Source organism: Vibrio sp. 03_296, from assembly GCF_002265885.1.
This window is the reverse complement of sequence record NZ_NPKW01000125.1, coordinates 1-16,088: the sequence shown is the minus strand read 5'-3', so window position 1 is coordinate 16,088 and position 16,088 is coordinate 1. Positions and strand designations below refer to the sequence as shown.

Genomic DNA, 16,088 nt, shown 5'->3' with positions numbered 1-16,088 from the left:
TTGAAGAGACGAACAGGGTCAACAGGTGGACGCCCATTATCTTTACAATAAAGATGAGCGACTTCATCACGAATGAATTCAAAGTCGATAGCATTATCGATTTTGCGCACTAAATGGTCTTTAGGAACTAACTGTTCCATCGTCACCATTTCCAGTTCGTATTGTTGCGGGGTGGGTTCTTGAAGCATATCGGAGTATCCATATTTCGATACCCCTATTAGATCAAAGGTCTAGCTCGAAAGCTAGACCTTTGTCAGCAGTCTGAGCCGTCACATGAAGTGTGGCGGCTCTTTGTTTTACTGACGTTGTTACTTTGTACTTAATCCATTACGGGCAACTGCTCAATGGAGCGACGGTAGCGACGGTACTCACCAGAATTCCATAGCCAGATGCTTTCCACTGGAATAGCGTAATATTGCGCGTAGTCTGGATTGTCCGTAACCTGTTCCTTGATGTTTTTTTCAGCTTGTGCGGAAAAGGCAAGTAGATTTTCAAGGTATTCAGGAGCACTTTCTTTATTGGTATCAATAGCTTGCCAAGCGACCAAAAGATCATTTTGGTTGTGGCAGCCATCAGCAGCATCTTGCCCTTTCGGGTAGTAACAGTTGTTTGCCTTATCATGGACAAATTTGGGGCTAAAGGGATTAAATAAGCTGTTAAATGAGCTCGCACCATTCAGTAGTTCAACGGTTTTACTGTCTCGCAACAAATACAATGTAGCGTCCTTTTGTGAACGGATACCTAACTTAGCAAAGTTAAGGTATGTCTTTACTGGATTAGGCAAATTATTCAAAAGCTCAAGGTGTAGTTCTCTTCCATCAATAAACATGGCTTTTTTAGCAATCTCTTTTGCCAGACCATTGCGACGTGTCACCATGTACTTACGTGTTTTCCAAGTAAATTCGTAACCGCCTTTTAAGTCGACAGATAAACTTGGTTTGGTCAGCGTAATATCGTCAATCAAATGTTGCGAGCTATCAGAAAGCCCATACTCTTCAGCTTGGCCGAATGCCACTAAGTTGGTCAGCAACGCATTAAAATATGGTGTGACGGTGCTCTGTGACAACTGGAAGTAGCTTTTAATACCATAGAGATATGGCGGCACCTCAATAGAGCTACGCAGATCTGGTACATAACGCGACTTGGTTTCAACATACTCACCAGTTTGATCAACGAAGACAGGAGAACGGAACTTGTCATCGGCGAAACCCAAGAAGCTAAGGTACTCTTTCATTTTTCTTGGGGTGCCTTTAGTGCCACTGCGAACATCGGAAACATCCATTAAAGCCATATTGGATCTGTCGCGTGCATTGGTCCAATCATCTCGTTGGACCAACATTTGCGCTGCAAGTAGTTTATCAGTCCAAATCCCCATTAAATCAATGGCGGAGGATGAGGATTGATGCGGGTTATTGGCTTTCATATCGGCATACGGGCGGCCATCACGCGTCTCGGCGAGCACTTTGATCGGCTGTGACCCTTTTGCTAACTCAGCGACCAAATCTGCGTCGAAACATGACTCAGGTAGCGTGGTTTTATAGGCAATGCTCTGGCCAAATTGCGCCCAAAGATCGTTTAATGAGACAAAGCGATATAACGACTGACCATCGCTAGAGACTTCAATTTCGCAAACATGGTCAGGCTGCGCCATCACCTCAACAAAGAAATTTGCTGCCAACAATGAAGCATCAAAGGTGTCACAAATCATCTGTGCCCCTTGTGGTAGCTGACTTCTACGGAACTTATATTGGCAGTTGTCTGTGTAGAAATTTGCTACGTTTTGCCCGTAACTCTCTTCCTCTTCCCCTTTAAGTTGCGCGAAGTAGTAGTCGATCTCACCTAAATCTTCGACAACTTTGCGAATTTCATTGAACTGATTGAGGCGCGCGATGGTGTAGTTATGCACCTGATATTCGTAAAACTGGTTACGTCCATTCCGTTTATTAAGGAACTCATAGCTGTCCCAGTATTGCTGAATACGGAATTCGGTCAGTTCAAGGATATTGGTGCCTTCATCAAAACGATTACAGGTGGTTGTGCTGCTAGTGTTTCCATCCGAGCAGTAGTAGTAATTTTTAACGCTTTGAGTCGGTTGGCTATCGTCTTGTTTTTTCAACTGCTCTTTGAGCACTTCCAAAGTACCGAGTGGATAAGCACGGTAGTTTTGACGCACTTTTTCGTCGATTTCACTTAAGCTAACGTAAGCCACTGTCGTTTCGCCTTTATCATCAAGCGTTTTAACTTCCGCTTGACGTTGGTAGCCAAAACGCAATGCGGCAATATCGTACTTACCGTAAGTTGGCAGCTCGTCAAAAATGGACGCACCGTAGTCCATAATAGAACTGTAAGCGGGGACTTTGTCGTAGCCAAGTGCAGTGATTTCTTGCTCGCTATAGAAGTTACTTTTATCCATAGAGCCCATAAAGTTGTGGCGCAAACCGAGGTTGTGGCCAAGCTCATGGACTAACGTTGACGTATAAATGTGCTGCGAAATCTGTTTGGTTACTTGCGCTTGCTGATCAGCGTTGAGATCTTCCCACGCTTTGAGCTTGGTGTTGACCTTGTCGGCGTAATCGGGTGCAGAAGGGTCTAAATGAGCGTTGTCAAAATAGCCACCTGCTTTGTAATCAATACCTTTGATCAACCCTTTTGACTGAGTGCTTACCCACAAGAACTGATCAGAATACATGTTTTGCTCAGCGTAGGCTTGACGCTGTTTTGCGTAGGATAAAGCTTGTTTGTTGAAGCTGTATTCGCTCTGCATATCTGGGCGAAGCCAAGTCACTACGCCGTCATTGAAATCTGGCTCGCTAGCGGCCACCAAGGGTAGGGACGTTTGAATATTGGTAATATTTTTATCTACGATGAAGTCAGAGACCCTTTCGGCGCCAAAGGTCATGGAGGTGGTGCCTGCATCAGAGTCATCGGTTCCATTGTTGACCGCTGGATCTGTCTCATCCAATTTGAACTCTGCTGGGCGGGCAATCTCTTGGCGATTGTAGTGAACCGCTAGTCTGCGCCACATTTCACGAGCCGAAGCGCGGATCACACCGGCATATTGGTTCACATGCGCATGGACAATTTCACCCGTGAGCGGGTTGGTTGCTGATGGGCCGTAACCTAGCAATCCGTTATCAACCGGATCGGTGATTAGGTTAAACATGTTGATACGCAAATCACCGGGATGTTTGCCTGCAGGTTTGTCTTTGTTGACGATGTTGATTTTTGGCACACCAGTACCAGTAAGAATCTGGTTAATGTGTTCGATAGTGTCGAGAGTGGTTTGCAGAAACTCCCGCCCCTCAGGTGAAAAATAACTGTCGCTTAAATAATAATCGACGGACTCTTTTTTCGGGTTGAAGCGGTTAATGAGTCGGAACTTTTCACCTTGTAGATTGGCCTCGCCATTGACTGAAAGTGGTGTTTTTTCATCATTAAAAAAACCATAACGCTGTGAGTCTTTGCCTGGGTAGTGGACCACTTCGTAATCTGGGCTAGCAAGCTTGTCGAGTTTCACCAGCGAGTAGAAAAAACGCGTTTTGAAAGAAAGATCTTCCAGTTGAGAACCAAATTGATACATATCATCCGCACTGGCGGTGAATGTGCGTTCAACTTCAACGTTAATGACACCGGCGGTCGCGTCGTATTCCCAATGCACTAAACGAGGCTCGGCGGTTTCTGTGACATTGTCAGCAGTCCACCATGCGTCAACGGTATCAACGGCCAATGACTTAATGCCCGCGTAATCGGGCGTGAAGTGAGTGGTATCTTGCCAGTTTAGACTGGCGTCTGTGTTGAGCTCTTCTTTGTTGGTGCACTCATCAAACTGATCTTCAGTGCAGCGATATTGCTGGAATTCACCAGGGATCTTAAGAACCGGAGCGAGGTTGATGCTGCTGTCGTATCGGCTTGGCTTGCCATTAATAATGGTATCGCGGTCTACTTCTTCTGCGATGATGCCATTGGCTTTATCAAAACGCAGCGTGACTAATTTGGGCGTTCCCTGAAAAAAGCCTCGTTGAGTTGCCGCATAGCGTGGCGCCGCGCCTGTCGATGGCATATAAAGCCAAAGCGCTTCAGTATCTAAAGAGCTTTTAGTTATTTGCTCTTCAGCTCTCGGTTGATATTCATATGCGCGTTCCTCTGCGCCACAGCCATACAATGCCACAGACACCATAGTGGCGAGTAATAACTTTCTATACATGTTGTGCACCAGTTTAATAGTTATATGTGAGTGTTAAGTAGTAAGTTGGCTTGTCCAAGTCGAATAAGGTGTCGATTGGGTTTGGTCCTCGGTCGGTATCGAAATACCTGGCGCTGTTGGTTAAACCAGCAGCGATAGAAAAGCTTTCAGTTACGTTGTAACCAATCTCTTCGGCGTGTGAGAATTCAGGAGAATATTCTGAACCTCGGTAGGTCCACGATTTTGAACTGTCTATGGTGGTGGAGATCCACCAGTCACCATATTCGTAGCTCAAACCAAAACTGTTACTCAGGCGATACTCTTCGAGCTGAAGATTGCCTGCCGTGGTGTAACGATGGAAATTTTTTCTTAGACGAACGGAATCGGTTAGTTGTAGCCCTTCAAGCAAAAAGCCAAGGTCATAGCTGAGATTGAGATCCGCACGAAAAGCAGTAGAAAGGTCGGTGGTTTTTGCGATGTCAGAAATAGGAATTAACCCACGAATACTCGCAGAAAAATTGAGATTTTCTGTTGGTTGATAGAGATCTCGGTAAACCGCTCGTAACCAGACATCTCGCCAATACTGTCCCTCATGCCCGTCGAATTGATGAACGCCACTGAAATTGGCGCTAAAGAGCCAGTTGGTTTCCGTTTCATATACCACGGTGAGACTGGCGTCGAGAGAACGTGATGCAAGATAGCTGTTGTCGGGGTAGGCGTTGCGGCTGTATGAAGTCGAAAACGTCAAATTCCACGGACTGTTTTGAGTCGGTGGCGCCACCATAGATTCGGCGACATCTTCTGCATGAACTGTAAACGGCAAGCAAGATGCAGTTAGCGCACACAGTGCAATATGACACTGTTTCACTCTACTTTCCTTGTAATTTGTGATTAATGTAGTGTTTTTTATGATTGACGGATACTAGAGGAATCATTGGAAGAAGAACATCTATTCATGGAAAGTATCAATATCTTGTGTCACCAGTACTAATTTGTGAGCCTGCTCGAATGTTAATCGTTTTGTTTTGAGCTCCAACCGCCTCTTTTAGTTGCTGAGCTCTTATTGTATATGGAATGAGTTGCACTCCTGCTTGGTTGACACATAACCTTCATCAATTTTTCTCGTAAAAAGGACTTGATTAGATCAATTAATGCACTATTATGACGAAGTGTCATTTGTGACGGTTCGTCAAAAATGAGTGAGATTCCTTTAGTAGGGATTCGTGTTACAATCGCAGCGGGAGTACGTCGATACGGAAGAGTGAATGATGTTTAACTTTGGTTGTAAGAAAAGTGATGAGCAAAACGGGTGTGGGTTTTCGGCTGGAAAGACGAAAAAACAGCAAGCTATCGCTGATCGAGAAGTTGAATTAATTCTGTTAGCAAAAGCCATCGTACAGAAGGAAGGATTTGCCAACCTTACGATGGACAAACTAACAGCGGCCAGTCCGTACTCAAAAGGGACGATTTACAATCATTTTTGCAGTAAAGAGGATGTGATTTTAGCGCTGTGCATTCATTCGCTAAAAAACGAAGCGCTTCTCTTTAATCGTACCGCAGCGTTTGAAGGTACGACGCGAGAAAAAATGATCGCGATGCATGTCGGTTACCGTATTTACTCGCGTCTAGAGCCGGTGTTATCGACCTGTGCCATCATGGCTAAAACGCCATGGGTGCTAGAGAAAGCGTCGCCTGCGAGGGTGAATGAGTTAAATGAGCTTGAAGAAAAAGTGATTTCAGGTGCGGATGCTCTTGTGAGCTACGCGGCCGAAGTCGGCGATGTGAAATTTTCACCCGCAGTGGGTTCTGATGCCATTGTATTTGCTAACTGGTCAATTGCATTTGGTTCGAATGCCTTGACGCAAAACGCATCAAATAGTCACTGTATCAGTCGCCTTCAAGATCCATTTACGGTGCTACATAACGCGAACTTGCTACTTGATGGACTCGGATGGAAGCCGCTTTCGAGCGAATGGGATTATCGCAAAACCTGGCGACGGGTAGAGCAAGAACTGTTTGCTGAAGAAATCGCTTATCTCGAATCTGTTGGTCGATAAAGGAACAAAGCCAATCTTAGGATTGGTTTTTAAATCACACTTAGTGACGAATCGTCAAAAAATGAACTTGGAAAAACAAAAATGGGTTGTTCTTTGTTGATTCCAAAATTCTTCCTCTCTTAACCAGCATTTGCTGGTTTTTAAAGAGAGATTATTGACGAAACGTCACAAATGGAGAGTGTGATGAACCATCTTCAGCAGTCAACCAATGAACGCACTTCACTGCTCGCGTTCTCAACGCGGTTCAGTTTTTGGACCCTTATCATCAGCCTGATGGCCATTGTCGCGACAGCGATGGGGGCAAAAAATCTCTATTTTCGTGGGGATTACAATATCTTTTTTGACGGCAGTAATGCTCAATTACAGGCCTTTGATGAGATTCAAACCACCTTCGCGAAAACGGACAACATCGCGTTAGTCTTAGCACCTAAAAGTGGCGATGTGTTTGACCAGCGCACACTGACTCAAATCCAAGAAATGACGGAGCAAGCGTGGCAAGTGCCTTATTCAAGCCGTGTCGATTCGCTTGCTAACTACCAACATACCGAAGCGGTAGACGATGATCTGCTGGTGGAAGATCTTCTTTATCAATCGTACCCACTCACAGCGGAACGCATCACCAAGGTTCGTGCGGTCGCGATGTCAGAGCCACTACTGGTTAACGCTTTGGTCTCCGAGAAAGGCGATGTTGCGGTTATTAATATCACCATGCAAATGCCAGGGGTGGATGAGACCGCTGAAGTGAACGAGGTGGTCGCATACGTCGAACAAATGCTCAGTCATTATCGTGCAGAGTATCCTGAGGTCACCATCTACAAGGCGGGTATCATCGCAATGAACCATTCGTTTGCGATGGCGGCGCAAAACGACAGCGCGACGTTAGTGCCGACAATGCTTTTGGTGATTTTGGTTTTTCTCACCCTCATGCTGCGTTCGTTTCTCAGCGTTTTGGCGACGTTAGTGGTGATTATTGGCGCCATTGTTGCGACGTTGGGTATCGTCGGTTGGGCTGGAATGTTTTTGCATGTGGCCTCAGTAAATGTGCCGACACTGATCATGACATTGGCCGTGGCAGACTGTGTTCATGTCATTGCTAGCATGCGCCATTTTATGCGCCAAGGCATGCCGAAATCACAAGCGATTCACCGCAGTGTGACGCTCAATTTTGTGCCTATCATCATTACTTCAGTGACCACCGCGATTGGCTTCTTGATGATGAATATGTCTGATTCTCCCGTACTACGAGATTTTGGTAATTTGTCTGCGTTAGGGGTGATGATCGCGTGCGTGTTGTCCGTGAGTTTACTGCCCGCCTTGCTTAACCTGTTGCCAGTGCGTTTTAGTGCCAAACAAGCGGCGAAATCGTCGGATATTATGGATAAGTTAGCGGATCTTGTGGTGCACCGACGTAACGTTTTACTGCCACTTTCCATCGTGGTGATTGCAGGCAGTGCCGCTTTGATTCCTTACAACAAAGTCAACGATGAATCGGTCAAGTATTTCGATACCAGTAGCGAATTTCGACAAGCAGCCGATTTTATGGAGCAAAGAATTGGTGGCATGACCACGATGAGCATCGCGATTAAAACACATCAATCCCAAGGGATTGCCAGTCCAGAATTTTTAGAGGTTTTGGGTGAGTTCACCAGTTGGCTACGCGAGCAGCCTGAAACGGACCATGTGGCATCGTTGTCGGACATCTATAAGCGCCTAAACAAAAACATGCACGGTGATGATAGTGCCTATTACGCATTGCCAGCAGAGCGCGAGTTGGCCGCACAGTACTTGCTTCTCTATGAGATGTCACTGCCGTTTGGTCTAGATCTGAATAACCAAGTCAATGTCGACAAGTCTTCCGTCAAACTGCAATTGACCGTGAAAAACTTAGGTAGCGTCGAGTTGGTGGCGTTGGAAGAGCGCATCTACCAATGGTTTGCCAGCCATGCGCCGCGATACCAAGTGGTCGCCTCAAGCCCATCGCTGATGTTTGCTCATATCGGTGAAACGAACATGGCCAGCATGCTGTCTACCTTGCCGATTACCTTAATCCTAATCTCAGCACTGATGATTTTTGCTCTGCGCTCATGGCGACTAGGGGTAATCAGCTTGGTTCCGAACATTGCCCCTGCGGTGATTGGTTTTGGTCTCTGGGCGCTGATCTCCGGTGAAATCAACTTAGGTCTCTCGGTTGTGGTGACTCTGACGCTTGGCATCGTTGTCGATGATGCTGTCCACTTTCTTGCCAAGTATCAGCACGCCCGCAAAGAGGGGCAAAACGCAGAGCAGGCGGTGCGATATGCCTTCCATACCGTCGGGCGCGCTTTGTGGATCACCACGGTTGTGTTAGTGGCCGGGTTTTCGGTGTTGGCCATGTCGCAATTCCGCCTCAACTCAGACATGGGGCAGTTAAGCGCCATCGTTATCTTCGTCGCTTTGGTGATCGACTTCGTTCTATTGCCATCGTTACTGATGCGATTTGATACAGCGGAATACGCCCAATTGGAAAACTCTCAAGAGCCGAACACAACACCCATTCAACCGAATCAAGCGTAATAAGGACATCAAGATGAAAAGACTCAGCATACAAAAACTCAATACGATGGCGGTGGTGGCCGCTTTGTTTACTGCACTGTCTGCTGTACTGGGCGTCACGCCAGCGATAGCGAATGATCAAGCCAAAGGATTAGAAATCGCCAAGGAGCGCAAGCAGCGTGATCTTGGTTGGGGGGATTCGGTCGCGACCATGGAAATGCTCCTCAAAAATGCACAAGGCGAAAGTAGCCTTCGGTTGATGCGTTTGAAGTCACTGGAGGTGGAAGTCGATGGTGACAAAGGGCTTACCATCTTCGATGAGCCAAGAGACGTTCAAGGTACCGCGTTTCTCAACCATTCGCACATCAGCGATGCGGACGATCAGTGGCTCTATTTGCCTGCGCTTAAACGGGTGAAACGCATTTCGTCACGTAATAAATCCGGCCCTTTTATGGGCAGTGAGTTTGCCTATGAAGATCTCAGCTCGTTCGAGCTGGAAAAATACCGTTTTGCCTATTTGGGGGATGAATCGATAGATGGCGAGAACGCATTTGTTATCGAACAAGTGCCAACGGATGAAAACTCGGGTTATACCCGCCAAGTGGTCTGGCTGGATCAGCAACATTATCGTCCTTTGAAGATGGAGTTTTATGATCGCAAAAATGCGTTACTCAAAACCCTCGTATTTAATGAGTACCAGCAGTACCTCAATCAATACTGGCGAGCTCATAAAATGACGATGGTGAATCATCAAACGGGCAAAAGTACCGAACTGACGACGAATGCAATGGCGTTTCGAACGGGCTTAACGGAAAGCGATTTCGAGCAAAACGTGCTGAAACGCATCAAGTAGTGAGATTGATACATGAAGAAAACCATCGTTAAGGGAGGCCAGTTGCTGGCCTCAACGCTGCTTGTCACCGCTGCGTTACCGTGTTTCGGCATTGAGCTTTCGGGCAGCGCAAGTCTTGAACATAGGCAGTTCTTTTCATCAGGGCTACAAGGCCAAGACAGAGGCCAAAGTTCCTTGGTATTCGAGCCTGAATTTTATTGGCAGCAAAGTGAGGGTAATGGCCGTTTTACTTTTATCCCGTTTTATCGTTGGGATGCGGTGGATGAAGAGCGCTCTCATGGCGATATACGCGAAGCACTCTACCTCAATTATTGGGGAGATTATGAGCTCAGAGCGGGCGTCGGCAAAGTGTTTTGGGGGGTAACGGAATCGGCGCATTTAGTGGATGTGATTAACCAGACCGATGCGGTTGAATCGGTGGATGGCGAAGCCAAATTAGGACAGCCGATGGTGCATGTGACGGTTGTAAAAGAGTGGGGAACAACAGATTGGTTTGTGCTGCCGTATTTTCGTGAGCGAACGTTTTCGGGCGAAGAGGGAAGACTAAGGCCTAATCCGCCCATTTCTCAAGATGCGGTATATCAATCTTCGCAAGCAGAGAAACACATCGATTTTGCCTTTCGATATAGCAAAATGTTTGGAGATTGGGATATTGGAGTCAGCTATTTTAAAGGCACCAATCGTGATCCCTACTATCGCTTGAGCGGGGGGGAGATAAAACCGTACTACGCACAAATGTCTCAAGTTGGCATTGATATCCAAGGTATTATCGGCGATTGGCTGTGGAAGCTTGAGAACATTTACCGAGACAGTGACGATCACCACATCGGTGTTGTGACTGGTTTTGAATACACATGGGTAGGCGTGTTGGACTCCGTCGTTGATATCGGCTTTATTGCAGAATACTTGTATGACAGCCGAGGAAACAATGCTCAGACGATAGGACAAAATGATGTTTTTGCCGGGTTGCGTTTTGCCTTCAATGATGAAGATGGCACCGAAGTCTTAATGGGGATGACTCAAGATCTTGATAATAGTGATGTTTACAACGCTAAGCTCGAAGCGAGCAGCCGAATTAACAATCAGCTCAAGTGGCGTATCGATGCATGGCTGTTTGAAAATGAAACCGCGAATGACCTGCTATACTTTGGTCGTAAAGATGACTTTATTGAACTTGGCCTAGATTATTATTTCTAAAGATAACTATCTGATTTTATTAATTAGATTCTTCTTATCTATTGAGGTGGTCTATTGATTTGAGTTTTGTGATATCGGTTCAAATTAGATCTACCTCATTTTTTCAACATTTCTATAAAGCTCTTTCGCTGTATTCACTATAAAATCCCTCAAAAATGAGTGGATTTAGAGTGTTCGGTTAGAACGGACACATTTTAAAGGGCTGTCAATTGAACTCATTCAAATGGGATAAAAACTTTGAAACCGGCATCGCAGATGTTGATGAGCAACATCAGTATTTGGTGGGGTTTATCAACCGTTACGGTGAGTTGATTTCAGAAAATACGATATCAATACAAGACATTCAAATGGCGTTGTTTGAGCTGTCTCGCTACGCTGAGTTTCACTTCAAAGAAGAAGAGAACTTGATGCGTAACGCGGGCGTCTATCACGAGCATTTGCAATACCATATCAAAATTCATCGTGCTTTCATGTCTGACATCATGGGTATGCAGAGCTTTATCTCGGAAGAAAACAAAAAATCGGCAGAGCAATTACTGCATTTTCTGATTCATTGGTTGGCCTATCATATTTTGGGTATTGACCAAAATATGGCAAGACAAGTGGAAGCGATAAAATCAGGGCTTACTCCGCAACAAGCCTATGAACAAGAAGAGCGAAAAAGTGATTCTTCGACCCAACCACTACTTGACGCGTTGAACGCGTTATTTAATCAAGTCTCGGAGCGTAATCGAGAGTTGTTGTCGCTCAATCAGCACCTTGAGGAGAAAGTGGAGGAGCGCACACGGCAACTGGTTGAAGCCAATAAACAACTGGAAGTGCTTTCTTATACCGATGCTTTGACCCAGTTACCCAATCGCCGCTGTGCCATTCAAACGCTTAAAGAGCTGTGGAATGATGCGTCTCTCGCTGACGCACCGTTGGTGTGCATCATGATTGATGCCGACTATTTCAAGCAGGTCAATGACAGTTGCGGCCATGAAGCCGGGGATGTGGTGTTGAAAGAGTTATCGCACACGCTGAAACACAGTTTCCGCAGCGACGATATTGTTTGTCGTTTGGGCGGAGATGAGTTTTTGGTGATTTGCCCAAATACCGATCTCGCAGGTGGTTTACACGTCGCTGAGCTTGTGCGTCAACAAGTGAACAATCTGCTTATCCCAACAGGCTTGGAACCATGGCGCGGTAGCATCAGTGTTGGAGTGGCAGAAAGAACGCCCGCGATGAGCACCTACACAGAGTTAATTCAAGTCGCGGATGATTCTGTGTATCGCTCTAAGCACAATGGTAAAAATTGCGTTAACACGACTCAACTCAGCGCTTAGTTCGTCGTACGCTCAACTTGCGTCTGGGTCATTTTGGTTCAGGCGCGAATGGTTCAGACACGAACTTACGCTTATCTTTTCGTTCACTTTGCCTCTTTTTCAGCCAAATGCCATGAATCGGATCTCCGGGATTTTGTCCTCTTTTAATATTTGGCGTCTTTTTACTCAATAACCTCTTCTTTTAATAATTCAATTTGGCATTAGAGGCGGGTTTAGCTACTATGTACAGCTATCAAAAAAGTACCAATTACTCCCTTATGGACACTACCAGAAGGTAGATGAGGAAACGATGCAACATCTACAAGAGATCATTGCTAACGCGAATGCTGCGATTGATGCCGCACAGTCGCTTGTCGCACTCGATGAAGTGCGAGTTCAGTATCTAGGTAAGAAAGGTGAGCTAACGGCTCAACTACAAAGCCTAGGTAAACTTCCACCAGAAGAGCGCCGCGAAGCTGGTCAAGAGATCAACAAGGCCAAAGAGGTTGTTCAACACGCTTTAGCTGCTCGTAAAGACGCACTGCAAAGAGCGGAATTGGAAGCAAAACTGGCTTCAGAAACCATCGATGTGACCCTACCTGGTCGTCGTATCGAAAATGGTGGTCTTCACCCAGTTACGCGTACAGTTGAGCGTATTGAACAGTTTTTTGGTGAACTAGGCTTTAACGTTGAGTCTGGCCCAGAAATCGAAGATGCATTCCACAACTTCGACGCGCTAAACATCGCCGCGGATCACCCTGCACGTACAGACCACGATACCTTCTTCTTCAATCCAGATTTGATGTTGCGTACTCATACGTCTGGCGTACAGATCCGTACGATGGAAAATGGTAAACCACCATTCCGCTTCATCGCACCAGGCCGTGTATACCGTAACGATTACGACCAAACGCACACGCCAATGTTCCACCAAGTGGAAGGCATGCTGGTGGATGAAAACGTGAACTTTGCACAGCTAAAAGGCATCTTGCACGATTTCCTATGTAACTTCTTCGAAGAGGAAGTGGAAGTTCGTTTCCGTCCGTCTTACTTCCCATTCACTGAACCTTCAGCAGAAGTCGATGTAATGGGTAAAAACGGTAAATGGTTAGAAGTACTAGGCTGCGGTATGGTTCACCCGAATGTACTTCGTAGCGTTGGCATCGATCCTGAAAAATACTCTGGTTTCGCATTCGGTATGGGTGTTGAGCGTCTAACCATGCTTCGTTATGGCGTGAACGACCTACGAGCGTTCTTCGAGAACGATCTTCGTTTCCTAAAACAGTTCAAGTAATCCAGAGGTTTAAGCACAATGAAATTCAGCGAATCTTGGCTTCGTGAGTGGGTAAACCCTGCGGTTACTACTGACGAGCTTACTCACCAAATCACGATGGCCGGTCTAGAGGTAGACGATGTTCTTCCTGTCGCAGGCACTTTTAACGGTGTTAAAGTTGGTCACGTTGTGGAATGTGGTCAACACCCAGATGCAGACAAACTGCGTGTCACCAAAGTCGACGTTGGTGAAGAAGCGCTTTTGGACATCGTTTGTGGTGCAGCGAACTGTCGTCAAGGCCTGAAAGTGGCTGTGGCAACCGTGGGTGCTGTGCTACCAGGTGATTTCAAAATTAAGAAAGCGAAACTACGTGGCCAGCCTTCGCACGGCATGCTTTGCTCATTCACAGAGCTAGGCATCGATGTAGAATCGGATGGCATCATGGAACTGGCGAGCGATGCCCCAATAGGTATGGACTTCCGTGATTTCCTAGCACTGAATGACGTGACCGTAGACGTTGATTTGACGTCTAACCGTGCTGACTGTTTCAGCATCCGCGGTATGGCGCGTGAAGTGGGTGTACTCAACCGTGCTGACGTCACAGAGCCTTCTGTCGCTCCTGTTTCGCCTTCTATTGATGACACCGTTGCGATTGACGTTAAAGCACCAGCGGCGTGTCCACGTTACCTTGGTCGCGTGGTGAAAAACGTTAACGTTCAAGCGAAAACACCGCTATGGATGCAAGAAAAACTGCGTCGCTGTGGCATTCGTTCAATCGATCCAGTGGTTGATATCACAAACTTTGTTCTTCTAGAACAAGGCCAGCCAATGCACGCGTTTGATCTAGCGAAGATCGACGGTGGTATCGTAGTTCGTTTGGCTGAGCAGGGCGAGAAAATCACCCTTCTTGATGGCAGCGAAGCAGAGTTGAATGCCGATACATTGGTGGTTGCAGACCACAACAAAGCACTGGCAATCGCAGGTATCTTTGGCGGTGAAGAGTCTGGTGTAACCTCTGAAACCAAAGATGTGCTACTTGAGTGTGCTTTCTTTGCACCTGACCACATCCGTGGCCGCGCTCGTAGCTACGGTCTGCATACGGATTCTTCAATGCGTTTCGAACGTGGTGTGGATTACGCACTGCAAGTGAACGCAATGGAGCGTGCAACTCAGCTTCTTGTTGAAATCTGTGGCGGTGAAGTAGCACCTGTTGTTGCTGTCGAGTCTGAAGCAGAACTGCCTAAGCCAAACAAAGTGGCACTGCGTCGCACGAAACTGGACAACCTTCTAGGCCATCACATTGCAGACAGCGACGTGGTTGAGATCCTAGAGCGTCTGGGTATGACGGTAGAAACGACCGCAGAAGGTTGGGTTGCCGTGGCGCCAACATGGCGTTTCGACATCGCGATTGAGCAGGATTTGGTGGAAGAAGTTGGCCGTATTTACGGTTACGACAACATTCCAAACCAAAACCCAACCGCCGCACTGAAAATGCACGATCACCAAGAGGCGAACATTCCTCTTAAACGTGTTCGCGACTTGCTTGTCGATCGTGGTTACCACGAAGCGATCACTTACAGCTTTGTTGAGCCTGAACAACAGAAATTGGTTGTTCCAGGTGTTGATGCACTGATCCTGCCAAACCCAATTTCTGCAGAAATGTCAGCAATGCGTCTTGGCTTGATTCAAGGTTTGCTAAACACAGTGGTTCACAACCAGAAGCGTCAGCAACCACGTGTTCGTCTATTCGAATACGGCCTGCGTTTCATCCCATGTGACACGGCTGAAAACGGCATGCGCCAAGAGCCAATGCTGGCCGGTGTTATCGCGGGTACTCGCAGTGAAGAACATTGGAACATCGATACCAACACGGTTGATTTCTTCGATCTTAAAGGTGATGTGGAAGCGATTCTTGAGCTTTCTGCAAACGACAAAGCATACAGCTTCGTTGCAGCAAAACATCCAGCACTTCACCCAGGTCAGTCAGCGGCGATCGTTGTTGATGGTAAAGAAATCGGTGTGATTGGTACGGTTCACCCTGAACTAGAGCGCAAGTTCGGCCTTAATGGTCGCACTATTGTGTTTGAGATCGAATGGTCTGCAATCAATCGCAAAGTGATCCCTGAAGCGGTAGCATTGTCTAAGTTCCCTGCAAACCGTCGTGATATCGCGGTTGTTGTCGATGAAGCGGTTGCTTCTGGTGACATCGTTAATGCGTGTCTAGAAGTGGGCGGTGAGTTCCTTAAAGCGGCAAAACTGTTTGACGTTTACGTAGGCAAAGGCGTTGAGGAAGGCAAGAAGAGCCTTGCAATCGCTTTGACTCTACAGTCTAACGAGCGCACGTTGGAAGATGCAGATATCGCAGGCGCGGTAGATGCCATCGTTGCACATGTGTCTGAGAAGTTTGGCGCGTCACTGCGCGACTAATCTTAAACATAGAAAACAAAAAAACCTGCCAACTGGCAGGTCAGATTGATGACGAACCCCGCTTTTTAAGTGGGGTTCTTTTTTGGAAGCGACCGTAGGTCGCGATCGTGATTTTTTTTGTTATATCGTGCGCAGAAGTTTCCATTCATTACACGGGTATACAGAAGCAAGTATCTGCCTTATTTCTGCCATATTTAAGCCCATTTTTCGTAGATAGTTCACCACCAACGCTATCTTCTTGATGTTTTGGGCTGCCGCTGCC

9 protein-coding genes and 1 pseudogene are annotated in these 16,088 nt (G+C 46.6%); 7 read left to right on the top strand and 3 right to left on the bottom strand.

Features of this window, described 5'->3' with window-relative positions; all coding sequences use genetic code 11:
* The 3 genes and pseudogenes from CIK04_RS15450 to CIK04_RS15440 all read right to left on the bottom strand — a co-directional run.
* Positions 1-188 (bottom strand): annotated as a pseudogene (locus tag CIK04_RS15450) (IS5/IS1182 family transposase); the annotation flags it as partial.
* Positions 189-319: 131 nt separating this feature from the next.
* The gene (locus CIK04_RS15445; protein ID WP_232708698.1) at positions 320-4,204 is read right to left on the bottom strand and encodes a zinc-dependent metalloprotease; all 3,885 of its coding nucleotides are present in this window, start codon (positions 4,202-4,204) and stop codon (positions 320-322) included.
* Positions 4,205-4,217: 13 nt separating this feature from the next.
* On the bottom strand, positions 4,218-5,051 hold the full coding sequence (locus tag CIK04_RS15440; RefSeq protein WP_097353599.1) for a hypothetical protein: 834 nt from the start codon (positions 5,049-5,051) through the stop codon (positions 4,218-4,220).
* 400 nt (positions 5,052-5,451) lie between these two features.
* Between CIK04_RS15440 and CIK04_RS15435 the strand changes: the two genes are divergently transcribed.
* The 7 genes from CIK04_RS15435 (at position 5,452) to pheT (ending at position 15,826) form a co-directional block, all read left to right on the top strand.
* The gene (locus CIK04_RS15435) at positions 5,452-6,240 is read left to right on the top strand and encodes a TetR/AcrR family transcriptional regulator (RefSeq protein ID WP_038964460.1); all 789 of its coding nucleotides are present in this window, start codon (positions 5,452-5,454) and stop codon (positions 6,238-6,240) included.
* A gap of 183 nt (positions 6,241-6,423) precedes the next feature.
* On the top strand, positions 6,424-8,793 hold the full coding sequence (locus tag CIK04_RS15430; protein WP_170937715.1) for an RND family transporter: 2,370 nt from the start codon (positions 6,424-6,426) through the stop codon (positions 8,791-8,793).
* Positions 8,794-8,806: 13 nt separating this feature from the next.
* On the top strand, positions 8,807-9,625 hold the full coding sequence (locus CIK04_RS15425; RefSeq protein WP_097353600.1) for an outer membrane lipoprotein-sorting protein: 819 nt from the start codon (positions 8,807-8,809) through the stop codon (positions 9,623-9,625).
* Positions 9,626-9,637: 12 nt separating this feature from the next.
* A complete protein-coding gene (locus tag CIK04_RS15420) occupies positions 9,638-10,822 on the top strand; it encodes a hypothetical protein (RefSeq protein ID WP_097353601.1) in 1,185 nt (394 codons plus the stop codon).
* Positions 10,823-11,031: 209 nt separating this feature from the next.
* Entirely contained in the window at positions 11,032-12,147 is a 1,116-nt protein-coding gene (locus CIK04_RS15415) for a GGDEF domain-containing protein (protein WP_097353602.1), read from the top strand.
* 289 nt (positions 12,148-12,436) lie between these two features.
* Complete coding sequence (gene pheS / locus CIK04_RS15410) at positions 12,437-13,420, top strand: phenylalanine--tRNA ligase subunit alpha (protein ID WP_013571570.1); 984 nt, start codon at positions 12,437-12,439, stop codon at positions 13,418-13,420.
* An 18-nt stretch (positions 13,421-13,438) separates the two neighbouring features.
* Positions 13,439-15,826, top strand: a complete 2,388-nt coding sequence (pheT, locus tag CIK04_RS15405) for a phenylalanine--tRNA ligase subunit beta (RefSeq protein WP_097353603.1) — start codon at positions 13,439-13,441, stop codon at positions 15,824-15,826.
* Positions 15,827-16,088 lie beyond the last annotated feature (262 nt).